General features: G+C 56.6%; 18 protein-coding genes and 1 tRNA gene. 13 read left to right on the top strand and 6 right to left on the bottom strand.

From position 1 onward, the window contains the following. Positions 1–231: 231 nt before the first annotated feature. From B3Z17_RS15010 to B3Z17_RS14985, 6 genes are all read left to right on the top strand, one after another. The gene (locus B3Z17_RS15010) at positions 232–669 is read left to right on the top strand and encodes an RrF2 family transcriptional regulator (RefSeq protein WP_068302770.1); all 438 of its coding nucleotides are present in this window, start codon (positions 232–234) and stop codon (positions 667–669) included. A 393-nt stretch (positions 670–1,062) separates the two neighbouring features. Then, a complete protein-coding gene (locus B3Z17_RS15005) occupies positions 1,063–1,986 on the top strand; it encodes a hypothetical protein (protein ID WP_286830611.1) in 924 nt (307 codons plus the stop codon). A gap of 50 nt (positions 1,987–2,036) precedes the next feature. Continuing rightward, positions 2,037–3,467 carry a pyridoxal phosphate-dependent decarboxylase family protein gene (locus B3Z17_RS15000; RefSeq protein WP_414672778.1) on the top strand — a complete coding sequence of 477 codons (1,431 nt, stop codon included), beginning with the start codon at positions 2,037–2,039 and terminating at the stop codon, positions 3,465–3,467. A gap of 15 nt (positions 3,468–3,482) precedes the next feature. Further along, positions 3,483–5,063: a cysteine synthase A gene (gene cysK, locus B3Z17_RS14995; RefSeq protein ID WP_286830609.1), complete on the top strand. Its 1,581-nt coding sequence runs from the start codon at positions 3,483–3,485 to the stop codon at positions 5,061–5,063. A gap of 146 nt (positions 5,064–5,209) precedes the next feature. Next, complete coding sequence (locus tag B3Z17_RS14990; protein ID WP_068302758.1) at positions 5,210–5,569, top strand: truncated hemoglobin; 360 nt, start codon at positions 5,210–5,212, stop codon at positions 5,567–5,569. A gap of 10 nt (positions 5,570–5,579) precedes the next feature. Further along, positions 5,580–6,617, top strand: a complete 1,038-nt coding sequence (locus B3Z17_RS14985) for an adenylate/guanylate cyclase domain-containing protein (RefSeq protein ID WP_068302751.1) — start codon at positions 5,580–5,582, stop codon at positions 6,615–6,617. A gap of 3 nt (positions 6,618–6,620) precedes the next feature. On the opposite strand, the gene B3Z17_RS14980 is transcribed toward B3Z17_RS14985, so the two are convergent. Beyond that, positions 6,621–7,331 carry a Crp/Fnr family transcriptional regulator gene (locus tag B3Z17_RS14980; RefSeq protein WP_068302749.1) on the bottom strand — a complete coding sequence of 237 codons (711 nt, stop codon included), beginning with the start codon at positions 7,329–7,331 and terminating at the stop codon, positions 6,621–6,623. Positions 7,332–7,612: 281 nt separating this feature from the next. On the opposite strand from B3Z17_RS14980, the gene B3Z17_RS14975 reads away from it, so the two are divergent. After that, entirely contained in the window at positions 7,613–8,548 is a 936-nt protein-coding gene (locus tag B3Z17_RS14975) for a hypothetical protein (protein WP_286830608.1), read from the top strand. A 125-nt stretch (positions 8,549–8,673) separates the two neighbouring features. On the opposite strand, the gene B3Z17_RS14970 is transcribed toward B3Z17_RS14975, so the two are convergent. Further along, positions 8,674–9,372 (bottom strand): TetR/AcrR family transcriptional regulator, encoded by a 699-nt coding sequence (locus tag B3Z17_RS14970; protein WP_286830607.1) that lies wholly within the window; start codon positions 9,370–9,372, stop codon positions 8,674–8,676. Between the two features lie 185 nt (positions 9,373–9,557). On the opposite strand from B3Z17_RS14970, the gene B3Z17_RS14965 reads away from it, so the two are divergent. After that, a complete protein-coding gene (locus B3Z17_RS14965) occupies positions 9,558–11,879 on the top strand; it encodes a TonB-dependent receptor (protein WP_286830606.1) in 2,322 nt (773 codons plus the stop codon). Between the two features lie 66 nt (positions 11,880–11,945). Further along, entirely contained in the window at positions 11,946–12,830 is an 885-nt protein-coding gene (locus B3Z17_RS14960) for an alpha/beta fold hydrolase (protein WP_286830605.1), read from the top strand. A 657-nt stretch (positions 12,831–13,487) separates the two neighbouring features. Here the strand turns inward: B3Z17_RS14960 and B3Z17_RS14955 are convergent. Next, a tRNA-Ser gene (locus B3Z17_RS14955) sits at positions 13,488–13,577 on the bottom strand. A gap of 198 nt (positions 13,578–13,775) precedes the next feature. Here B3Z17_RS14955 and B3Z17_RS14950 point away from each other — a divergent pair. From B3Z17_RS14950 to B3Z17_RS14935, 4 genes are read left to right on the top strand one after another with little or no spacing between them, the layout of a single operon-like run. Next, positions 13,776–14,681, top strand: a complete 906-nt coding sequence (locus tag B3Z17_RS14950) for a haloalkane dehalogenase (protein ID WP_286830604.1) — start codon at positions 13,776–13,778, stop codon at positions 14,679–14,681. A gap of 22 nt (positions 14,682–14,703) precedes the next feature. After that, positions 14,704–16,035, top strand: coding sequence for an amidohydrolase (locus tag B3Z17_RS14945; RefSeq protein WP_286830603.1), 1,332 nt, complete (start codon positions 14,704–14,706; stop codon positions 16,033–16,035). 11 nt (positions 16,036–16,046) lie between these two features. Continuing rightward, positions 16,047–16,463 carry a VOC family protein gene (locus tag B3Z17_RS14940; protein WP_286830602.1) on the top strand — a complete coding sequence of 139 codons (417 nt, stop codon included), beginning with the start codon at positions 16,047–16,049 and terminating at the stop codon, positions 16,461–16,463. Positions 16,464–16,478: 15 nt separating this feature from the next. Then, on the top strand, positions 16,479–16,934 hold the full coding sequence (locus B3Z17_RS14935; protein WP_286830601.1) for a methyltransferase family protein: 456 nt from the start codon (positions 16,479–16,481) through the stop codon (positions 16,932–16,934). A 1-nt stretch (position 16,935) separates the two neighbouring features. On the opposite strand, the gene hutG is transcribed toward B3Z17_RS14935, so the two are convergent. From hutG to hutU, 3 genes are read right to left on the bottom strand one after another with little or no spacing between them, the layout of a single operon-like run. Beyond that, complete coding sequence (gene hutG / locus B3Z17_RS14930; protein ID WP_286830600.1) at positions 16,936–17,730, bottom strand: N-formylglutamate deformylase; 795 nt, start codon at positions 17,728–17,730, stop codon at positions 16,936–16,938. Then, entirely contained in the window at positions 17,727–19,280 is a 1,554-nt protein-coding gene (gene hutH, locus B3Z17_RS14925; protein WP_074519359.1) for a histidine ammonia-lyase, read from the bottom strand. Before hutH ends, hutG begins: the two co-directional genes overlap by 4 nt. A gap of 17 nt (positions 19,281–19,297) precedes the next feature. After that, positions 19,298–20,956 carry a urocanate hydratase gene (gene hutU / locus B3Z17_RS14920; RefSeq protein ID WP_068302702.1) on the bottom strand — a complete coding sequence of 553 codons (1,659 nt, stop codon included), beginning with the start codon at positions 20,954–20,956 and terminating at the stop codon, positions 19,298–19,300. Between the last annotated feature and the right edge of the window lie 21 nt (positions 20,957–20,977).

Raw genomic sequence — 20,977 nt, 5'->3', positions numbered from 1 at the left:
AAACAGCGGTTCACCTGACAGCAGGCACTGGATTCCGGATGGTCTGTCCGGAATCAATAAATGTATTTTACATACATCTTTAAAAGATGCAATCTACATTCATCTTTAACGTTGCCGATTGATCACTGAACCGCTAAATGAATTGTAGAGAGGTTATGCGGGTCACTGGCGTTGCCGAGCTTTGCTCCCGCTTCGACCCGCAGTATTGTTCCTGCCCACATTGGAGAACAAATGCATATCACACGTTACACAGATTATTCGCTACGCGTTCTTCTGTATTTGGCCGTAAACAACAAGGAGCTGGCAACCATCAAGGTGATCGCCGACAGCTATGGCATTTCCAAAAATCATCTGATGAAGATCGTGCAGCACCTCAGTGCCAAGGGCCATGTTGAAGCCGTAAGGGGAAAAAACGGTGGCCTCCGGTTGGCCGCCAAACCAGAGCAGATCAATATCGGCAAGCTGGTGCGCGACATGGAACAGGGCTCGCCGCTGGTTGAGTGTTTTGGCACCGACAATGAATGTGTGATCACACCAGCCTGCCAGCTGAAGCACGTTCTGGCGGAAGCCATGGAAAGTTTCTTCCAAACGCTCGACCAATACAGCTTGGCTGATATGTTACTTCCCAAGCACATGAAAGGCTTGGAACAAATCCTAAGGCTCGAATAACCGGCCATCGCTGGCAACTGTTGTTGCTTGTCTCGACATAGCTTGGCCCGAGACGATTGCGTCTCAGTCTGGCGAAAGATGGGCCTTCATTCGACTGGTTCCTTTCTGACCCTCAGCTGACAAATCCAAGACCTGGAAACGGGCTTGCGCGTAGTTGCTCACCCACGCCTGAAGGTGTCAGTCACTGAAGTTTTCCCTTTCCTTCACGATTGGCCGATCCACCCATCCCTTTTGAAAACCAAATACTTAGGCGGGCTTTGTGCCCGGCGGGAAAACTTCTTGTCCTGTGTGCTGTGCATCACAGCGCGGAATTCTCTGCCATGAGACAAAGGCATGGTTCAAGGCCGCAATGGCCCAATGAATTTACGAATGCCCGAGTGATGGAGGCCGAGGATGTCAGTGACCCGTTTTGAACAGATGCGACTGGATGAAGTAAGCAGCCAACCAGTTGTTACGCCGTGGCCGAAGCCCGGCTTCAATGTTCCCGTAATGCCAGCAGGGCTCATGCAATTGGCCTCAACCGGGCAGGTTGAAGTCCAGATAAATCATATGATGGCTGCAATGTTTGCTGCCCAAATGGGCGCAGCTGCAGAGATCACTATTTCCTGGGCGCTTGAGCAGGCGCGGGCGTTTAGCAACAAAACCCTGGCTGAGTTTGGTGCGCTCGTGCGTTTCGCACAGAACAAGGCGTCGCAGCAGGGCCTGTTCGACCTACTTGGACGTCAGATTACACAGACATGTGGCGAAAGCAGCCTCGACTTCTCCGACAAGCGCAAGGACCTTGCAGCATCGATACTGAAGCTGGATCCGTTGGCTGTGCAGGTCTTCGTTCTTGAAACCCTGTGGGCAACTGAGTGGATGTCCCATGCTTGCCGAAACACCAACAGTATGTCGCATCAGGCCGTGCCATGCCTGCTGGCGACCGAGCGACGGATTGATGCGGAACTGCGCGGTGTTTTGAAGAAGATGATTGAAGTAACAGCCGCCGCATATGGCGGCAACGAGACGCGCCGCGCTGCATCAGACCTGCGTGCAATATATGGACTGACTGCGCAGATGGCAGCGCATTTTGCGGCCTCCTACACCGGCCTGACCGAAATTATCTGGGCAACCGAGCCCTTCACGGCGGACCGTCGTGCACTTTTCGCAAGTTTCGAGGGTGTTGCCAGTCGCACCTGGGCACGCCCAACAGACCAATTGCCCCGGTTGGTAGAGTTTCTGTCCGGCGTAAACCAGGGTGATCGCTTGCTGTGGATGGCCGGTGATGACGAGAGCCACACTGAGACTGTGACGCCCTTTCTTAAAGAGTCCGCCTGAAGACGACCTTCAACCCTAAAGATTGGCAATAGACCGTGACAAAAGATCGTATGACATCCAGCGCGCTGAAAACCGCGTTTGCCCATGCCGACCGTTTTCGGTCGAATCTTGAAAGCCGCCCCCCGAAGGCTCCGGCCAGTGCAGAAATGCTTGAACTGGCGTTTGGGCTGCCAACGCCCGAGCATGGCCTGGATGCCGATACGGTCATAGATGAGCTGGCCGCTGCGGCAGAACCAGGCCTGATGGGCATGGCAGGCCCACGGTTCTTCGGTTGGGTGATCGGCGCTTCCCATGAAGCAGGCGTGGCGGCGGATTGGCTCGCCAGTGCCTGGGGACAAAACGCGGGGAACTTTCATGCGTCCCCGGCTGCCGCGATGGCCGAAAAAGCGGCGTCCCGCTGGCTTTTGGACATTCTGAATTTGCCGCAAGACAGTTCTGTCGGATTTGTAACCGGGGCCACAATGGCCAACTTCACATGTCTTGCGGCCGCCCGAAGCGAGGTACTGTGCCGCGTGGGGTGGGATGTGGAAGCTGATGGCCTGATGGGTGCCCCGGCCGTGACGGTATTTATCGGCGCGGATGCTCATGCCACGGTCCTGAATGCCCTGCAATATCTGGGCATGGGCCGCAAACGCGTGGTTGCAATCGAAACCGACGACCAGGGTCGCATGCGGCCTGCAGCGCTTGAAGCAAAAATCCAGGCTACTGTGGGTCCGAAAATTGTTGTGGCGCAGGCCGGGCAGATCAACACAGGCGCCATTGATCCCATGAGTGACATTGTGAAGATTTGCCGAGCCGCTGGCGCATGGTTGCATGTTGACGGCGCCTTTGGGCTTTGGGCAAATGCAAGCTCGCTTCTCAGGTCGCAGACAATCGGCATTGAAGGGGCGGACAGTTGGGCCACAGACGGACACAAATGGCTTCAACTTCCCTATGAGACCGGCTTCGCCATCGTGCGTCACCCGGCAGCTCACCGCAGGGCGATGAACATCAATGCCAGCTACCTGCCTGAAACGAAGGGTGCCCAGTATGAGGCGTCACAGTATGTGCCCGAGCTGTCACGCCGCGCACGGGGCTTCGCAACATGGGCACTGCTGCGCGCACTGGGCCGTGACGGTGTGGAAAGAATGGTTGTGGGGCACTGTGATTTCGCGCGCTACCTGGCGGACAAGCTCAAACCCGAGGTTGGCATTCGCGTGGAAAACCAGGTTCGGCTGAATCAGGTCATTATCAGTTTCGGTGGCGCAGAGGCTGACCAGCAGATGCGCGATACCCTGACGAAGGCCGTCATATTGGAAATTCAGAACAGGAACCGTGTGTTTGTCGAAGGCGGTGATTGGCGCGGCCATTGGGTGCTGCGAGTATCGATCATTTCAGAGCCGACCCAACAGGCAGACATAGAATTATTGGCCGATGAAATCATCAAGGCATGGAAGAAAGTGCATGAAACGCACGCCATGCTGGCCTCCCCCAAAGCCTAGGTTAGGAGAGAGATCATGACTGTTGCTGAGCAAATTCAACGGGTAAACCGGGTGGCGGTTGAACAGGCGATCGCCAATATCGAGAAGCCGGACACCAAGCACCAAACCATCCTGTCTACTATTGGTCGCACCCCGATTGTACGTATCCGCGCGGGCGTGCCGGATCACGTGGAGGTATATGCCAAGCTGGAAGCCTTCAACCCTGGAGGATCAGTGAAGGACCGGTTGGCGCTGGGCATCATTGAAGATGCCGAGCGATCCGGCGCGCTTAAACCTGGACAGACTATTGTGGAGGCAACCAGCGGCAACACCGGCATTGGCCTTGCCATGGTCTGCGCGGCCAAAGGCTATCCGCTGGTAATTGTGATGGCCGAAAGCTTCAGCGTGGAGCGCCGGAAGCTGATGCGCTTCCTTGGGGCCAAAGTGGTCCTGACACCCGCCGCGGAAAAAGGCATGGGCATGATCCGAAAGGCCGAGGAGCTCGCAAACGAGCACGGCTGGTTCCTGACCCGTCAGTTTGAAAATGAGGCAAATGCAGAAATGCATCGCCGTACAACGGCCCCTGAAATTCTGGAGGCTTTTGAAGGCGAACGGTTGGACTATTGGGTGTCCGGCTTTGGCACTGGCGGCACCTTGAACGGTGTCGCATCCAGGCTCAAGCAAGCTCGACCCGACATCAAGATTATTGCCTGCGAGCCCGACAACGCGCCAGTGGTTACATCAGGCCACGGACAGGCCCGCCGCTCGGACGGTGTTCCGACTGAAAGCCATCCTCATTTTAGGCCGCACCTGATGCAGGGCTGGAGCCCCGATTTCATTTCGCGGCTTACCGAAGATGCCCTGACCAGTAATCTGATCGACGGATTTGAATTGATCGACGGTGGGCGTGCTGTCGAACTGAGCAGAAAACTGGCAAGAGAGGAAGGTATACTCACCGGCATTACCGGTGGGGCGACATTTGCCGGCGCTTTGCAAATCGCGGAAAAAGCCCCAGCAGGTTCGCGCATTCTGTGCATGCTACCGGACACGGGTGAACGATATTTGAGTACGCCTTTGTTCGATGGCATCGAGGAAGAAATGTCACCTGAAGAAATGGCAATTTCGCAGTCCACGGATAGCTGCCGCTTTGGCGACACCCCTCCTGCGCCCTTAGCGCCGGAGGTGCCGGAAAAGCAGGAGGCGAAGCCGGCGGTGCAGCGGTCCATCAATGCCGACACCTTCGTTGCCGATACCTTGGCTGACGAAACGAACCCTGTTGTTGTATTTGGCCTGGCCTGGTGTGAATTTGGCTGGTCTGCGACCAAGTTCCTCAACAAAATCGGTGTAAAATACCAAATGGTGGAAATTGACCGACCTGAGTTTCAGGTGAATGATGCCGGGGTGCGTGTGCGGGCAGATATCGAGGCGCGCTCGGGTGTCAACACCTTTCCGCAAGTGTTCGTGAATGGCAAATTCATCGGTGGCTGCACAGATATTTTCGACGCCTTCAAAGATGGCAGCCTTCAGGAAACGCTGAAGGAAGCGGGCATTGCCTATGATGAAAACGCGGCCATCGACCCCTATCAGATGTTACCGAAGTGGTTGCACCGTAGATAGCAGCTATTCAGAACTATGCCATTGATATGAAACCGCTTTCAGTGGCATAGTAATCTTTAGTTTCGCACAAGACATTTCTCCCTCCGGCTTTAGGCAGGCGGGAGTTTTGTCGTGCTTTGGCGTGGATTCGCCATAAAGGAGTAGATATGGCCAAAACCCTGTTCGAGAAATACGGCGGCTTCCCGACCTTCCGTAAAGTGGTCTCAGCCTTTTACGATCAGGTGCTGGACAGCCCTGTTTTGCAGAAGCATTTTACCGGTGTCGACATGGCCCGACTGATTGATCACCAGACCAAGTTTGTGACCTATGTAACCGGTGGACCGGCCAACATATCCGACGATCATCTGGCACGAGCACACAAGATGCTGAAAATCACCAGACCTGAGTTTGAAGAAATGGCCCTTATTTTCGAAGAGGCCCTTGAAGATCACGATATTGAGCCCGAAGATGTGAAATATGTCGTGGGTGAAATTCGTAAGCGGTCTCATCTGATTGTGACCGAATAGGGAAACAGATATGAGCCTTTCTGAAGAAGCCATACAAGCCCTTCAGGGACTGGACACAGCGGTCGCGGTGATCAACCCGACGTCTTGGGAGCCAGTGTTTGAAAATGCTGCTTTCTTCCGCTTTTTCCCTTGTAGCGGTGGTGATGGAGAGACGATATTCGACCGGGTTGCCGGGTTGGACCGGGACAAACTTGAAAAGCGCCTGGGCCGTGGGCGCAAGTATGAATTCGCCATCGATGTCCGCCAGGACCCCCGCACCATATGCCTTAACCTGGTATTTCATCCGGCCAGCGAAGAACAACCCCTTGTTCTTCTCGAAGCACAGAATGTCACCAAGCAGCGCGAAGCCGAGCTGATGCTCGACAGCTATTCCAAAATGTCTGAAAAGGCACGCCGGGAGCTGGAACGCGAAAAAGAGCGCGTTGAAAAGCTGCTTCTGAACATCATGCCCCGGTCCGTCTACGAGGAGATGAAGGACTACGGCACCACAACGCCGCAAAAATTTGACAGCGCATCCGTGCTGATGCTCGATTTCGTTGACTTTACCGAAATGGCGGTAGCTCGGGATCCCGGGGCTTTGATCGCAGAATTGAATGACATCTTCTCTGCGTTTGACCGGATTGTGGAGCTTTTTGATTGTGAGCGCATCAAGACCATTGGCGATGCCTATATGGCGGTGGCTGGCTTGCCTGAGCCCAATAGTGATCATGCGACACAGCTGGCACGCGTGGCATTGAGGATGAAGCGATACCTGGAAAAACGGAACGCAGCCCACCCCACCCAGTGGCGCTTCCGCATTGGTATTGCCACCGGGCCGCTCATCGGGTCGATCGTGGGTATTCAGAAATATGTCTATGACGTTTTCGGTCCGGCTGTGAACCTCGCAGCACGGCTGGAAAGCGCATGCGAGCCAATGAAAATCACTGTTTGTCAGCCTACTGAAGAGCTGATCCGCAATAACTTTTCCCTTACTCAGCTTCCCTTGGTGGACGTGAAGGGTTTTGGCGAACAACAGCTCTACACCCTCGACTTCGAGGACCGGAGCTAGCGCCTAGTCGATATAGTCGGCGATATCTCTAAGGGCTTGAAGGTCTTTTATGGTGATCTTGCCACCGGCAGCAGTCAGAATTCCTGTTTCCTGCCAGTCCCTCAGCTGTCGGTTTACGTTTTCCCGACTAAGACTGACAAAGTTCCCCAAGTCTGATTGGCTGATAGCAAAGCGCAGGCTGCTTTCAGCATTCAGGGCGCTATCGATGTTGGCGCCATGGAAGGCGACCAATTGCAGAAGGCCACGCGCCAACTTCGGCCCCATCGCATAAGACCGGTCGCTTTCCAGCAACTGGTTGGTACGTCTGATCCGGGCACACAAAACCTTAATGATCTGCAGAGTGATATCCGGGTTCTTCTCGAGAAAGGACAATAGCGCCGCACGTTGGAAAACGGCTACCCGACATGATTCAACCGTGATCACGGAAGCCGAGCATGGCTGGCCGTCAAATACTGAGAGCTCTCCCGCGATCTGACCCGGCCCAAGATAATCCAGGATCAGCTCTTTGCCTGAGGCGGTATAAATGCAAATTTTGCAAGTACCTTCGCGGATCACCAGAAGCGTGTCTCCATCATCACCCTGGTGCATCAGGGTTGTCCCTTTGGGAACTGACTTTTCAACGGCAATATTCAGGGCTGCTTGCTTCTGCGCGTCAGACAGACTCGCCAGCAAAGTACCCTCCGCGTTGAAAGATTCAGGATTTCGGAATGTCATCGCTTGTTCCTTTGCGCCTCGCACGTCGGTGGCTGTCTATATTGGATCAGCGTGCTGCCAAAAGGTCAAGATCGTATGGAGCCCATGCTTTTTTGCATAACGCCGCCCAAGATTCGCTGAATTCTGCCATTTTTCTGGTTCTACCATTTTTCAAAGATTTTCATTCTTTTTCAAATATGTGCTCTGCGTCACAGTCCGCCCAGCCTGCCCACGGTATTTCCTGCCTCAGACCGGGTCGCACCTCCCCAGTTGCCCGGCGCTCGAAAGATAAGGAGTAGATCATGTTTGATAAGATCGAGATGGACACGACAGAACGCTTTGCGCGGTGCATTGAAGCATCGAAGCGGGTACGTTGGGAAATTGAGCGCGACGTTATCCAGGGACGTGCTTTCGATACAGCGCATAAATATTTGCCGGATGGCTTGTCGCTTGCCGCAGAGTTCACCAGCCTGAGTTCTGATGAGAAGAAGTATCTGAGCCAGATCCAGGGCCGCACTTATGCCAATATCTTTGGTCTGGTTGAGCGATTCATCAATGCCAAAATCCTGGAGCTGAGCCGTGACTATTGGCTGGGCGACCAGGTAAAGCTGGAAGCGCTGGTGCGTTTCAGTGACGAAGAACTGAAGCACCAGGAACTGTTTCGCCGTATTGAAACGATGATAGCGGAAGCCATGCCTGCAGGGTATACCAACACACCTGACCCCGATGCCGTCGCCCAGGCTGTTCTCAGCAAATGCACCTGGGCGGTCCTGACGCTGACCCTTCATATCGAGCTCTTTACCCAACAACACTACCGCGAAAGCATCGACAAGGACGAAGCCCTGTCGCCTCTCTTCAAAGATGTCTTCCTGTTTCACTGGAAGGAAGAGAGCCAGCACGCAATTCTTGATGAGCTGGAGCTTCGGAAACATGACGCAACTCTGACCGATGCAGAGCGCAATCAGGCCGTAACCGACTTTATCGAACTCGTTGGTGCTGTGGACGGCATCCTACAAGCGCAGGCTGCCGCAGACGCAGGATATTTCGCCAATACCTGCGGTCGCGATGTTGCTGCCGGTGAGGTTCAACAAATCGAAGCGGGTATCCTGAAGGCCTACCGCTGGCAATATATCCTCTCTGGCGCAGGCCACCCGCAATTCCAGAAGGTGCTGGGGGATCTTCTGACAGACGCCCAACTGGACCGTATTGTTGCAGCGCTTGGTCCCCTTCAGGCATAGGATAAGGCCCGGGGTGCGCAGCGACCCACAACTCCTCCCGGAGAGCATGCTGCGTGCCACACGGGTCAGCCCCGCTGGTAGTAAACTGCCGGCGGGGCCTCCTACAGAATGAAAACAGATATCCGCTAAACTTTGTTCCCGACCAGCCCCCCCAAGCCATGGCCAAACACCTGCACCATATGCTGCAGGATCGCCTCAAAGTCGTCCGACCGGCAGGCACCGCCTGACAGGAAATCGATGCGGCCTGTCTGGGCCAACGACAGAGTAATCGCCCCAGACATCAGATGATAAAACCAGTACAGCTCGGCCTCACTGCATTCGGGTCGTACTGTTTTCAAAAGCCCGATGAGCTTCTGCACAACACCGTCGAATGGGGAGGCGGACATATCAGGCCCCTCACCTGGCGGCGAGCTATTGATACGGGCAATCAGCGCACCATAGTTCAGGTAGCCCGGGTCTCCGGCCATCATGAATTTAAAAGTCGGCTCCAGATAGGCGCGAATGATCCCCGCCGCCGTCATCGCATTCGCATTATCTCGCTCATACGCCTCAAGCGACGCTAACCGGCTGTCGTTCACAAGCGCAGCCCGCCGCTCGATCACCGTCTCGAACAAGGCAGCTTTAGCACCAAAATAATAATGCAGAAGTGACGTATCGGCACCAGAGGCATCTGCTATCTCGCGAACCGACACACCATGAAAACCGCGTTTTGCAAATAGCTCTTCCGCCGCGTCCAGGATTCGTTCGCGCGACTCCTCCCGCCTGTCAGCCTGTTTGCGCCGCTTGCGTCGCGCTGGTTTGTTTTTCATGTCAGTGACGGTCATGCCCTGCCTCAGTCGCTTCCTAAAATTTCCGGCCCACAGGCCTGCCTGGCACCATGCGCAAACTAACATGATTTGGCAAGGCATACTGAAACTTATTTATTGGTCAATCAATAAATAAGTTGACTCCATCAATGTTTCAGCTCATGCATGACCAACGATGGGAAAGTTGGTTTTGGGAGGAACCTATGAACAGAATGACAATATCGACCATGTCCATGGCGCTGATGGCAAACGTGAGCCTGATCGCAGTTACGCCACCCGCGGCCGCTCAGCAAAGCACCGAAGCAGCGAGTGATTTTTTGCTGGAAGAAATTGTAGTGACCGCCCGCAGGCGGGAAGAAAGCCTGAGAGACGTACCAGTTGCGGTTTCAGTTCAATCCGGCGATCAGCTCGACCTGAAGGGCGCTGCTGACATCACGGCGCTTCAGCGCCTTACCCCGAACCTGACCCTGCAGGTGGCCCGGGGCACCAATAGCACGCTTACCAGCTTCATTCGAGGCATTGGCCAGCAGGACCCCCTATGGGGTTTCGAACCCGGGGTCGGCCTTTATGTCGACGATGTCTATATCGCGCGACCGCAAGGAGCGATCCTTGATATATTTGATATCGAGCGGATCGAGGTGCTGCGCGGGCCACAAGGCACGCTCTATGGCCGCAACACCATTGGCGGCGCGGTGAAATATGTTACCGCCCGATTGGGGGCGGAGCCTCAGGCCAAGGTTCGGGCCAATGTGGGCTCTTATGGCCAGCACGATCTGATCGTCTCCGGCTCCGCCCCTGTCGGCGACAGGCTCGCTGTCGGCGGTGCCTTCGCGCTTTTCAACCGGAACGGCTATGGCACCAATCATTTTACCGGCAAAGACACCAACAATAAGGATGCATGGGCTGGGCGCCTGACCATGGAATTCATGCCCTCAGACCAGCTCTTCTTCCGCATCTCCGCCGACCGTACAGAAGACAACTCGAATGCCAATCATGGCCACCGGGAATTGGCCGTGCCTGCGGTATTTTCCGTGCCGCCCTTCACCCTTGCGCCGTTCAGTCTCGACATTCCGGCCGATGCTTTCCCGGTCCAGGAGGATGTCTATGACACATGGGCCGGGCTTGGCGACACCAACGAGGTGATCACTCAAGGGATTTCGCTGCTGGCGGAATGGACACTGACTGAGCATTACACGATCAAGTCGATCAGCGCTTACCGTGATGGCGTAACACATGGTGATGGTATTGATTTTGATGGCACGCCCGCACCGCTGCTCGATATCGTCGCGCCGGAAAGCGTCTATGAAGACCATCAATATTCTGAGGAACTGCAGCTTCTCATTGATCACGACAGCTGGAGCGGCGTTGTCGGCGCCTACTATATGGACGCGGTGGCGCAAGGGGCGTTTGACACAGTACTCGCTCTTGCAGCCGCAGCCATCCCGAACGCGCCAACACCAAATCTCACCCAAGGCACCAGTGGTCGGGTCGAGACCAAATCCTATGCCGTGTTTGCCGACATCGATATCGACCTGAGCACACGCTGGCACCTGTCTCTTGGCGGCCGCTGGACGCGGGATGAAAAAACCGGCACCGTCTTCAAGGCCAATTATCTGGGGCTCGGCAGCCCAATATCTGGCGGTACTGGCATCTTGATCCAGCCGCTGACCGACTATACCAACCAACTCGCCTTCGAGGAATTCACACCCCGCGTCAGCCTTGCCTACGATATGAGCGACACGACCAACATATATGCAAGCTACAGCCGGGGGTTCAAATCTGGCGGCTTCGACATGCGCGGCGATGCCTTCGCAACCCCCGCTACAATGGAGGGGTATGATCCCGAAACAGTGGAAACGTTCGAGCTGGGCTTCAAGGGCAGCCTCTTTAACAATCGCCTGTCGCTTGCCACAGCGTTGTTCCATGCCTCCTATGACGGTCAACAGGTGACCAGCCAGCAGATCAACGCCACAAACACAGGTGTTGTCAGCTTTGTCGATAATGTGGGCAAGTCAACCATCAAGGGCGCTGAATTGGAGACGACAGCTTTCCTGACCGACACTTTCAGTATCAATGTCACCCTTGGCTATACTGATGCCGCTTTTGATGAGTATCTTGCCTATGTCTCTGACGGCACTGGCTTTGTGCTCACCAACGTGGCGGACGACCGCGTGTTCCAAAACACTCCGAAATGGAACGGCAATGTGGGCTTCAGCTATATGGTGCCGCTCGACAGCCGGGGCAGCGTAAACATCCATGGTGCCATGAGCTTCCGCAGCGCCACGTCGATGTTCGAAACGCCGGTCGACGAGATCAACCAGGATGCCTATCAGCTACTTGATCTCTCGGTCGTCTGGACGTCAGTTGGAGACCATTGGCGCGTGGGGCTGCATGGCCGCAATCTGACGAATACAACATACAGGACCGGGGCCTACAATTTCCCTGGCCTGGCGTTCGGCGATTCCGTGATCGGCTTCTATGGCCCGCCACGCACGGTGACTGCATCCATTGAATATCGCTTCTAAATCCGCATTTGACGATGCGCTGCCGGCAACAGCTGGCGGCGCTTTCCAACCAACAGGGGACAATCAGTGACCGCCTATCAGGATATCTATTGGCAGTCGCGGGACGGCCTGCAACTGCATGCACGGGACTATCCCGCAATGGGGGACAGCAGGCCTTCTTTGCCCATTATCTGCCTGCCCGGCCTGACCCGAAATGCCCGTGATTTTGAAGACGTCGCCACTTGGCTTGCCGTCCAGGGCAAGCGGACGATTGCCGTGGACTTCCGCGGGCGCGGCCTGTCAGACTATGACCCAAAGGCAAAAAATTATCACCCAAACACCTATGCGCAGGACATTCTGGCCCTGATGCAGGAACAGAAGATCGATCGCGCCCATTTCATCGGCACGTCCCTTGGCGGCATCGTTACAGCTACAATAGCAATGAGGCATGGGAACAGGATTGGTAGGGTCATGCTCAATGACATCGGCCCGGAAGCGAACCCGAAAGGAATCAAGCGCATTGGGGCATACGCGGGCGGAAAGGCATCCATTGCCAATTGGTCAGACGCGGATGCCTATTGCCGGCATGTTGGGGCTGATGTTTATCCTGCGTTCTCCGATGCCGACTGGCGCCGTTTTCTGCGCAGAACCTTCAGAGAGACCGCCGAAGGCAAACCACGCTTCGATTATGATCCGGCTGTGGCGCGTACCGTGTCGCCACTACAGGTTCGCCTTCTGTCCCTGTTTCTCTGGCCGCGCTTCACCCGCCTGGCAAGAAAGCACCCAACCTTGCTGCTTCGGGGCAGCTTGTCCGACCTTCTAGCGCCTGCCACTGTCGAGAAACTGAAATACAAGGCGCCAACACTCCTGACTGCCGAGGTTGCAAACGTAGGACACGCCCCCACGCTCGACGAGGCGGATGCCCGCACTGCAATCGCTAATTTTCTGGGCATTACCGAAAACAGAACCTGAGTGCCTGACCCCATACACCTATGCCTGCTTCTGACCAAAGAACGACCACCGAAATGGTCGCTCTGAATGTCTGCTTTTAGATCTCCAGTGAATCCGCAACCTCAGGAGCGTCAACCACATCGACACCCAAATCGCGAACCATGCTCTCCATATTCGAATGACCAATGGCAACTGAACGGCCCTGAGGTTCTTCGTTGTTTATCTATGAGCAGCGCTGGGAATTTCATATTGAAAGTAGAGTTTCATGGTTTGTCCCCTTTTGGATCAGGAAACAGTCGTTCCACTCCCAACTGCCAAGTGCCAAGTGCATTTTCTAGACTTGTCTTGAAAAGTAGGCACGACCTTCAGCAGACTTAGGAATACTGATTGGGGGAATTTATGGCCCATCTGAAAAAGTGCGCTTCCTAATATCTCGGCGCAAAAGGATGGACGGAATGCATATAGGAAAGCCAAAAGGCACAAGGAGATCGTAGCAATCTCGTAGCAAGTGTCGCAGCTACGCCCACACAAAACCAGATTCCCGATTACACCCCCCACTTGCCCCCCACTTGAGGGGACCTGCATGGTACCTCCTGGACCTACTGGCCCAATGGCAAAAAGAAAACCCGCAGAAAACTGCGGGTTTTGACTTTTCATGAATTCTCTTGGTCGAGAAAATGGCGGAGACGAAGGGATTCGAACCCTCGATACCGTTGCCAGTATACTCCCTTAGCAGGGGAGCGCTTTCGACCACTCAGCCACGTCTCCGCCGCCGTGAATAGCTAAGTGCCACCCCTGAGTCAACGAACAGTTTCAAAAAAATGCACGGTGCCCGATTTGCCGCAGTCTGCCGCCATCACTGCCGATGTCACAAAAGCGAATAGCTGTGTTGCAAGGCCCCGGCTCGCCACGGGGCGATATCCGCCTATATCCTGATGAAACAGCTAAAATCTGGGAAGGAAAAATATGACACTGGAAGCAATCCGAACGCCCGACGACCGGTTCGACGACCTGCCGGACTGGCCATTTGAACCGCACTATATGGATGACCTCAAAGGCTATGAGGGCATGCGCACCCACTATATTGACGAGGGCCCGAAAGACGCAGATCGTACCTTTCTGTGCCTGCATGGCGAACCCAGCTGGTCCTATCTTTACCGGCACATGATCCCGCATTTCACTGCGTCAGGCGCACGGGTTGTTGCCCCCGACTTCTTTGGCTTCGGCCGTTCCGACAAGCCAACGCGCGATGAAGACTATAGCTTCCACTTCCACCGCAACTTCCTGCTGCGCTTTATCGAAAAGCTGGACCTGAAGAACATCACATTGGTGTGCCAGGATTGGGGCGGTGTTCTGGGGCTGACGTTGCCGGTGGACATGCCCGACCGTTTCAAACGCCTGCTTGTGATGAACACAGCCCTTGCGGTCGGGGTCCCCGCGGGCAAAGGCTTTAATGAGTGGCGCGAATATGCCCGCACAACGCCCGATATGCCAGTGGGTGGCCTGATGAAGCGCACAACACCGCACCTGACCGACGCAGAAGTTGCGGCCTATGACGCCCCCTTCCCCGATCACCACTATAAGGCTGGCGTGCGGGCCTTCCCGCAACTGGTGATGACCGCCCCGGATATGGAAGGCGTGGGCACATCAAAGCGTGCCGCCAAATTCTGGAATGAAGACTGGACGGGCGAGACGTTCATGGCCATTGGCATGAAAGACCCGGTCCTTGGCCCACCCGCCATGCGTATGCTCGCTGGGCTGATCAAAGGCTGCCCTGAACCGATGGAGATTGCAGACGGAGGGCATTTTGTGCAGGAATGGGGCAACGAGATTGCGCCGGCCGCCCTGAAGCATTTTGGGGACATCGCATAAACAGGGACAAGGGGACACAACCATGAAACATAGTTTCACCAAAACCATTGCAGCGCTGAGCCTGCTGGCAAGCACCAGCCTGGGCGCGGCTGCAGATAATCACAGCATCAAGGATGCCATCGCCAAAGATTATGATTATCTCGAGGACCTGTTCGTCTATCTGCACAAGAATCCTGAGCTGTCTTTCCGCGAGAACGAGACGGCTGAGCGGCTATCGAAAGAACTGAGTGCGCTTGGCTTCGACGTTACCACCGGGGTGGGCAGGACCGGCCTTGTAGCCATGATGAAAAACGGTGATGGCCCGACGCTCCTGATCAGGGCGGATATGGACGGCCTACCGGTTGAGGAAGCTTCGGGCCTCCCCTATGCGTCGACCAAACGGCAGGTGAACCTGGACGGTGTTGAAATGCCCGTGATGCACGCCTGCGGGCACGACATGCACATGACAGGCCTTGTTGGCACCGCCCGTCAGCTGGTGGCCATGAAAGACAAATGGCAAGGCACACTTCTGCTTGTCGGCCAACCGGCGGAGGAGACCATCAGCGGCGCCAAGGCGATGATCGAAGACGGCATCTATGAGCGCTTCCCGCGCCCGGATTATGCCGTGGCCTTGCACGTGGCCGCCCAAGCGCCTGCTGGTATGATCGTCTATAAGCCAGGCATCATGTACAGCTCCAGCGACAGCGTGCGCATCACGGTCCACGGCGTGGGCACACACGGGGCGTCGCCCCACCTGGGCAAGGACCCGATCGTGATCGGTTCCCAGATCGTCAATGCCCTCCAGACCCTGGTAGCCCGTGAAATCTCGCCGCTTTCACCAGGTGTGGTAACGGTGGGCACCTTCCACGCCGGCACCAAGAACAACATCATCTCGGATGAAGCCGTACTCACCCTCACTGTCCGGTCTAACGATGAGGAAGTGCGTCACAAGCTGCTGGCAGGCATCAAACGCATCGCGGAAAACACAGGCCGTGTCGCGGGCTTGCCGGAAGACAAACTGCCGACCGTTGAACTGTCGATCGAAAGCACGCCCACGACAGTGAACGACAAGGCGCTGACTTCGCGGCTGGATAATGTGCTTAGGGAGCACTTCCCCGAAGGCCAGGTTGCCCGCTACGAGCAGAAAAACATGGGGGCTGAGGACTTTGCCTACTTCAGTCAGGTCGACCCAGCTGTGCCCGGTTTCTATTTCATCGTTGGCGGCACGCCGATGAAAGCTTTTGAAGCCGAAAAGAATGGCGGCCCCACTGTTGCCGGGCACCATTCACCCCTCTTCAAAATCGCACCTGAGCCATCAGTGAAAGCAGGCGTTGAAGCCATGACCGTGATCGCGTTGGATCTTCTTGGGAAATAAAGGTGAAGGATATGGCAATTCCTCCTTTCCATCTTGCGGTCCCGGTTGACGACCTTGAAGCAGCCCGCGCCTTCTATGGCGGGCTGATGGGCTGCCCTGAGGGGCGGTCCAGCGACACATGGATCGATTTCAACTTCTTCGGCCACCAGTTTGTGGTGCACCAAGGCACACCCCTTGGCCAGGCAGACACCAATAATGTGGACGGCAAGCAAGTGCCCAGCTTCCATTTCGGCGCAGTGCTGGAATGGGAGGACTGGCACGCGCTGGCCACCAAGCTGGCAGCGGCGGAAATTGAGTTCGTGATCGAGCCTGGCATCCGGTTCGAGGGAGAAGTGGGCGAACAGGCCACCATGTTCTTCCTCGACCCCGCCGGGAACGCCATTGAACTGAAGGCCTTCAAGGACCCATCCCAGCTTTTCGCGAAATAGTCAGAGGAAACGGCCATGCCTGAGAAGAAACGCCCAAATGTGCCGCGCATCCTGCCACCGCACCTGTTTTTCCTGACAGCAGCACTGATGCTGGGCATTGGATACTGGGAAACCGGCGGCTTCGGCGTACGGTATTGGCCCCTTGGCCTGACGATCTTCGGCATCTGGATGGCGGCAAGAGAAAAGAACCGCTTTGTCGCGGCTGGCACCAGCTTCTATCCGGGCGAAGACGCGCACAAATTGATCACCTATGGCGCCTACCGCTTCACACGGAATCCGATGTATCTGGGCATGGTGCTTGGGCTGATTGGCCTGTGGCCGCTCACCGGCGGCTATTGGCCGGTGGTGCCTTTTGTGCTGTTCATCAGCATCATCACAATCCGCTTCATCCTGCCGGAAGAACGGCGGCTGGAAGAACTGTTCGGCGACGAATACCGTACCTACAAATCAAAGGTCCGGCGCTGGCTTTAAATCAGCCCTTCGGCTTCCAACTAAGCATGGCTTCCAGCATTGCTTGGATGGGTTTCGCCACTTCGCCTGCCCGCTCCGGCAGATAGGTGAAAGGGAAGCTTTCATCCATATAGGTGATTTGCGACAGCTCAAGCTGGATCGCGTGCACACCGTGCCCGGGTTGGCCGTATTTGCGAGTGATGAAACCACCCTTAAAGCGGCCATTCAATACTGCGCTATAGCCTTCAGCCTGCTGTGCCACACCGTACACAGCCTCTGCCAGTTCCGAGCTGCAGGACTGGCCGTCGTTGGTACCCAGGTTAAAATCAGGCAATTGGCCATCAAAGAAACGCGGCACGTGGGACCGGATCGAATGCGCGTCCCACAGCAGCGCATACCCATGGATATGCCGCACGCGTTCAATCTCTGCCGCCAGCGCGTTATGATACGGCTTCCAGAAGTGACCGACACGGTCGCGCTGTTCCGCATCATGCGGCGCCTCTCCCGGCAGATAAACCGGATGTTCGTCAAATGTGGTGGTGGGGCACAGCTCGGTCACATTCTGGCCCGGGTACAGGCTCTTGCCTGACGGATCGCGGTTCAGGTCGATCACATAGCGCGAATAGTGCGCATGCACGACTGTTGCGTCCATGTCGGCAAGGAAGCTGTAGAGCTTCGGCAGGTGCCAGTCCGTATCCGCGATCTTGAGCGCGTCGGCTGTCATGCGGCCCGCGTAGGCCCCGAGTTCCTCACCGCTGTGCGGCATGGAGATAATGAGGGGGCTGTGCCCCCTCGTGAGATCAAAGACTTGCGTCAAAGTGCTTGGCTCCCAAGGCTTGTGGACGGCAGGAGCGTCTCCACATAGCCATTCAGACTACCGGAGGCCACCAATTCCCGCGCTGCCTCAATATCAGGGGCAAAGTAACGGTCTTCTTTGTAGAAATCCACCCGTTCCCGGATCAGCCCATAAACAGCTTCTAGTGGTTCGGATGACTTGAGCGGCCGGTGGAAGTCCATCCCCTGTGCCGCACCCAGAAGCTCGATCGCGATCACCGCACCAGCGTTGAAGGCGATGTCATGCAGGCGGCGACCCGCGAAGGTCGCCATGGACACATGGTCTTCCTGCCCTGCCGAGGTCGGGATGCTGTCCACACTTGCAGGGTGCGCGAACGTTTTGTTCTCGCTCACCAGTGCGGCGGTCGTCACCTGCGCGATCATGAAGCCCGAATTCAGGCCACCGTCTTCCACCAGGAAGGCAGGCAGGCCGGACATCTTGGGGTCGACAAGCAGGCTGGTGCGACGCTCTGAGATCGAGGCGATCTCGCACGCGGCAATTGCCAGCATGTCAGCCGCCATCGCCACCGGCTCCGCGTGGAAGTTACCGCCTGAGAGAATATCCCCCTCGTCCGGGAAAATGAGCGGGTTGTCGGTCACCGCATTGGCTTCTGTCAGCAGCGTTTCAGCTGCCTGACGCATCACGCCAAGCGCCGCGCCCATCACCTGTGGCTGACAGCGCAGACTATAGGGGTCCTGCACCTTTTCGCAGTCCTCGTGACTTTGACGAATGTTACTGCCGGCCAGTAGGCTACGGTACATGGCCGCCGTATCGATCTGACCTTGTTGCCTGCGCACTGCATGGATGCGTGGGTCGAACGGCACGTCAGAGCCCTTCATGGCGTCCACGCTCATGGCACCCGCCACCATGGCGGAGGCAAACACATTCTCAATCTCAAAGAGGCCGGAAAGCGTCAGCGCCGTCGACACCTGCGTGCCGTTCAAGAGCGCCAGGCCCTCCTTGGCGGCCAGCCGAAGCGGCTCAAGGCCAAGCATTTCCAGGCCGTCCTTGGCGGTCATGATCTTGCCCTCATGACGCACGTCACCCACGCCCAGAAGGGCTGCCGACATGTGCGCGAGCGGCGCCAGATCACCCGATGCGCCCACGGACCCCTTGGCCGGGATCACAGGGTAAACGCCGTGGCTGAGCAGCTTCAGAAGCGCATCGATCACCTCACCGCGGATGCCTGAGTGGCCTTGTGCCAGCGACGTGGCCTTAAGCGCCAGCACGAGCCGCACAACCCCGTCCTTCAAAGGTTCGCCTGTACCGGTGGCGTGGCTGAGCACCAGGTTTTCCTGCAGCTTCTCAACGTCTGATGCCTTGATGCGCGTGTTGGCCATCAGGCCAAAGCCCGTGTTGATGCCGTAAGCGGTGTCGCCGCGGTCGATCAGGTCGGTCACCGTCTGCCGGGCGGCATCAATGCGCGCCTGGTCGGACTTATCGAGCGTCAGCTCGGTTGGCTTCTCGTAAATATGCCTCAGGTCCTGCAGGCTGAAATGGCCTGCCTTGCGGATCATTTTATGCACTGTCATCAATCAGTTCCTACTCTCTACTTGTCGAGCATCGGAAGGTTCAGGCCCTTCTCGCGTGCACAATTCTTGGCGATATCATAGCCCGCGTCCGCGTGGCGCATCACGCCCGTGGCGGGGTCATTCCACAGCACGCGGCCCACACGCTTGGCGGCGGCTTCGGTGCCGTCACACAGGATCACGACGCCCGAATGCTGGCTGAAGCCCATGCCCACGCCGCCACCGTGGTGGAGGCTGACCCAGGTAGCGCCAGACGCCGTGTTCAACAGGGCATTCAGGAGCGGCCAGTCGGACACAGCATCTGAGCCGTCCATCATGGCTTCCGTTTCGCGGTTCGGGCTCGCGACAGAGCCGCTGTCCAGATGGTCGCGGCCGATAACCACAGGGGCCTTCAGCTCACCGTTCTTGACCATCTCATTGAACGCGAGCGCCAGACGGTGGCGGTCACCAAGGCCAACCCAGCAAATCCGTGCCGGCAGCCCCTGGAACTGGATGCGCTCACGCGCCATGTCAAGCCAGTTATGAAGGTGCGGATTGTCCGGGATCAGCTCCTTCACCTTCTGGTCGGTCTTGTAGATATCTTCAGGGTCGCCAGAAAGCGCGGCCCAACGGAACGGGCCGATACCCTGGCAGAAGAGCGGACGAATATAGGCAGGCACGAAGCCAGGGAAGTCGAACGCATTCTTCACGCCTTCGTCAAACGCCACCTGGCGAATGTTGTTGCCGTAATCAACCGTGGGCACGCCCATGGCGTGATAGTCAAGCATCGCCTGCACATGCACCGCCATCGACGGCTTTGATGCAGCCGCAACGGCTGCCGGGTCCGTCTCGCGTTTGGTGAACCACTCTTCAACCGTCCAGCCGATAGGCAGGTAGCCGTTCACCGGATCGTGCGCCGAAGTCTGGTCCGTGAGCGCGTCGGGGCGAATGCCCTTCTTTACCATCTCCGGCAGGATTTCAGCGGCGTTGCCGAGCACACCAACAGAGATGGCTTTGCCTTCCGCGTGCGATTTTTCAATGATCTGGAGCGCTTCCTCTACCGTGTCGGCGCGGGTGTCCAGATAGCCGGTCTTCAGACGGTAATCGATGCGGCTTTCCTGGCATTCGATGGCCATGCAGCTTGCCCCCGCCATGGTGGCCGCCAGCGGCTGCGCGCCGCCCATGCCACCTAGGCCAGCTGTCAGTATCCACTTGCCGGAGAGGTCACCGCCGAAGTGCTGGCGGCCCATCTCAACGAATGTCTCGTAGGTGCCCTGCACGATGCCCTGGCTGCCGATATAGATCCATGAGCCCGCCGTCATCTGGCCGTACATCATCAGGCCTTTTTTATCGAGCTCGTTGAAATGTTCCCACGTCGCCCAGTGCGGCACGAGATTCGAGTTGGCGATCAGCACGCGCGGTGCGTCCGTGTGGGTTTTAAACACGCCCACAGGCTTGCCCGACTGCACCAAGAGGGTTTCATCTTCTTCCATGCCGCGCAGGGTGGCGATGATGGTCTCATAGCATTCCCAGTTACGCGCGGCCTTGCCGATGCCGCCATAGACCACAAGCTCTTCGGGGTTTTCGGCCACCATTGGGTCCAGGTTGTTCATCAGCATACGCATGGGCGCTTCAGTGGCCCAGCTTTTACATGTCAGCTCAGCACCGTGCGGTGCGTGAATATCGGGGCGGTTTTTCATGGTTTTGTCCCTTCTCTCTCG

The organism is Kordiimonas sp. UBA4487 (assembly GCF_002389025.1).
In the GTDB taxonomy this organism is placed as follows: domain Bacteria; phylum Pseudomonadota; class Alphaproteobacteria; order Sphingomonadales; family Kordiimonadaceae; genus Kordiimonas; species Kordiimonas lacus.
This window is presented reverse-complemented; position numbering and strand designations above follow the sequence as displayed.

Bases quoted from the DNA above. Each gene is read 5' to 3' on its own strand.
- B3Z17_RS15000 (WP_414672778.1), top strand. From the start codon at position 2,037: ATGACATCCAGCGCGCTGAAAACCGCGTTTGCCCATGCCGACCGTTTT.
- B3Z17_RS14945 (WP_286830603.1), top strand. From the start codon at position 14,704: ATGAAACATAGTTTCACCAAAACCATTGCAGCGCTGAGCCTGCTGGCA.
- cysK (WP_286830609.1), top strand. From the start codon at position 3,483: ATGACTGTTGCTGAGCAAATTCAACGGGTAAACCGGGTGGCGGTTGAA.
- B3Z17_RS14970 (WP_286830607.1), bottom strand. From the start codon at position 9,372: ATGACCGTCACTGACATGAAAAACAAACCAGCGCGACGCAAGCGGCGC.
- B3Z17_RS15005 (WP_286830611.1), top strand. From the start codon at position 1,063: ATGTCAGTGACCCGTTTTGAACAGATGCGACTGGATGAAGTAAGCAGC.
- B3Z17_RS15010 (WP_068302770.1), top strand. From the start codon at position 232: ATGCATATCACACGTTACACAGATTATTCGCTACGCGTTCTTCTGTAT.
- B3Z17_RS14935 (WP_286830601.1), top strand. From the start codon at position 16,479: ATGCCTGAGAAGAAACGCCCAAATGTGCCGCGCATCCTGCCACCGCAC.
- hutH (WP_074519359.1), bottom strand. From the start codon at position 19,280: ATGACAGTGCATAAAATGATCCGCAAGGCAGGCCATTTCAGCCTGCAG.
- B3Z17_RS14965 (WP_286830606.1), top strand. From the start codon at position 9,558: ATGAACAGAATGACAATATCGACCATGTCCATGGCGCTGATGGCAAAC.
- B3Z17_RS14980 (WP_068302749.1), bottom strand. From the start codon at position 7,331: ATGACATTCCGAAATCCTGAATCTTTCAACGCGGAGGGTACTTTGCTG.
- B3Z17_RS14940 (WP_286830602.1), top strand. From the start codon at position 16,047: ATGGCAATTCCTCCTTTCCATCTTGCGGTCCCGGTTGACGACCTTGAA.
- B3Z17_RS14950 (WP_286830604.1), top strand. From the start codon at position 13,776: ATGACACTGGAAGCAATCCGAACGCCCGACGACCGGTTCGACGACCTG.
- B3Z17_RS14990 (WP_068302758.1), top strand. From the start codon at position 5,210: ATGGCCAAAACCCTGTTCGAGAAATACGGCGGCTTCCCGACCTTCCGT.
- B3Z17_RS14985 (WP_068302751.1), top strand. From the start codon at position 5,580: ATGAGCCTTTCTGAAGAAGCCATACAAGCCCTTCAGGGACTGGACACA.
- hutU (WP_068302702.1), bottom strand. From the start codon at position 20,956: ATGAAAAACCGCCCCGATATTCACGCACCGCACGGTGCTGAGCTGACA.
- B3Z17_RS14975 (WP_286830608.1), top strand. From the start codon at position 7,613: ATGTTTGATAAGATCGAGATGGACACGACAGAACGCTTTGCGCGGTGC.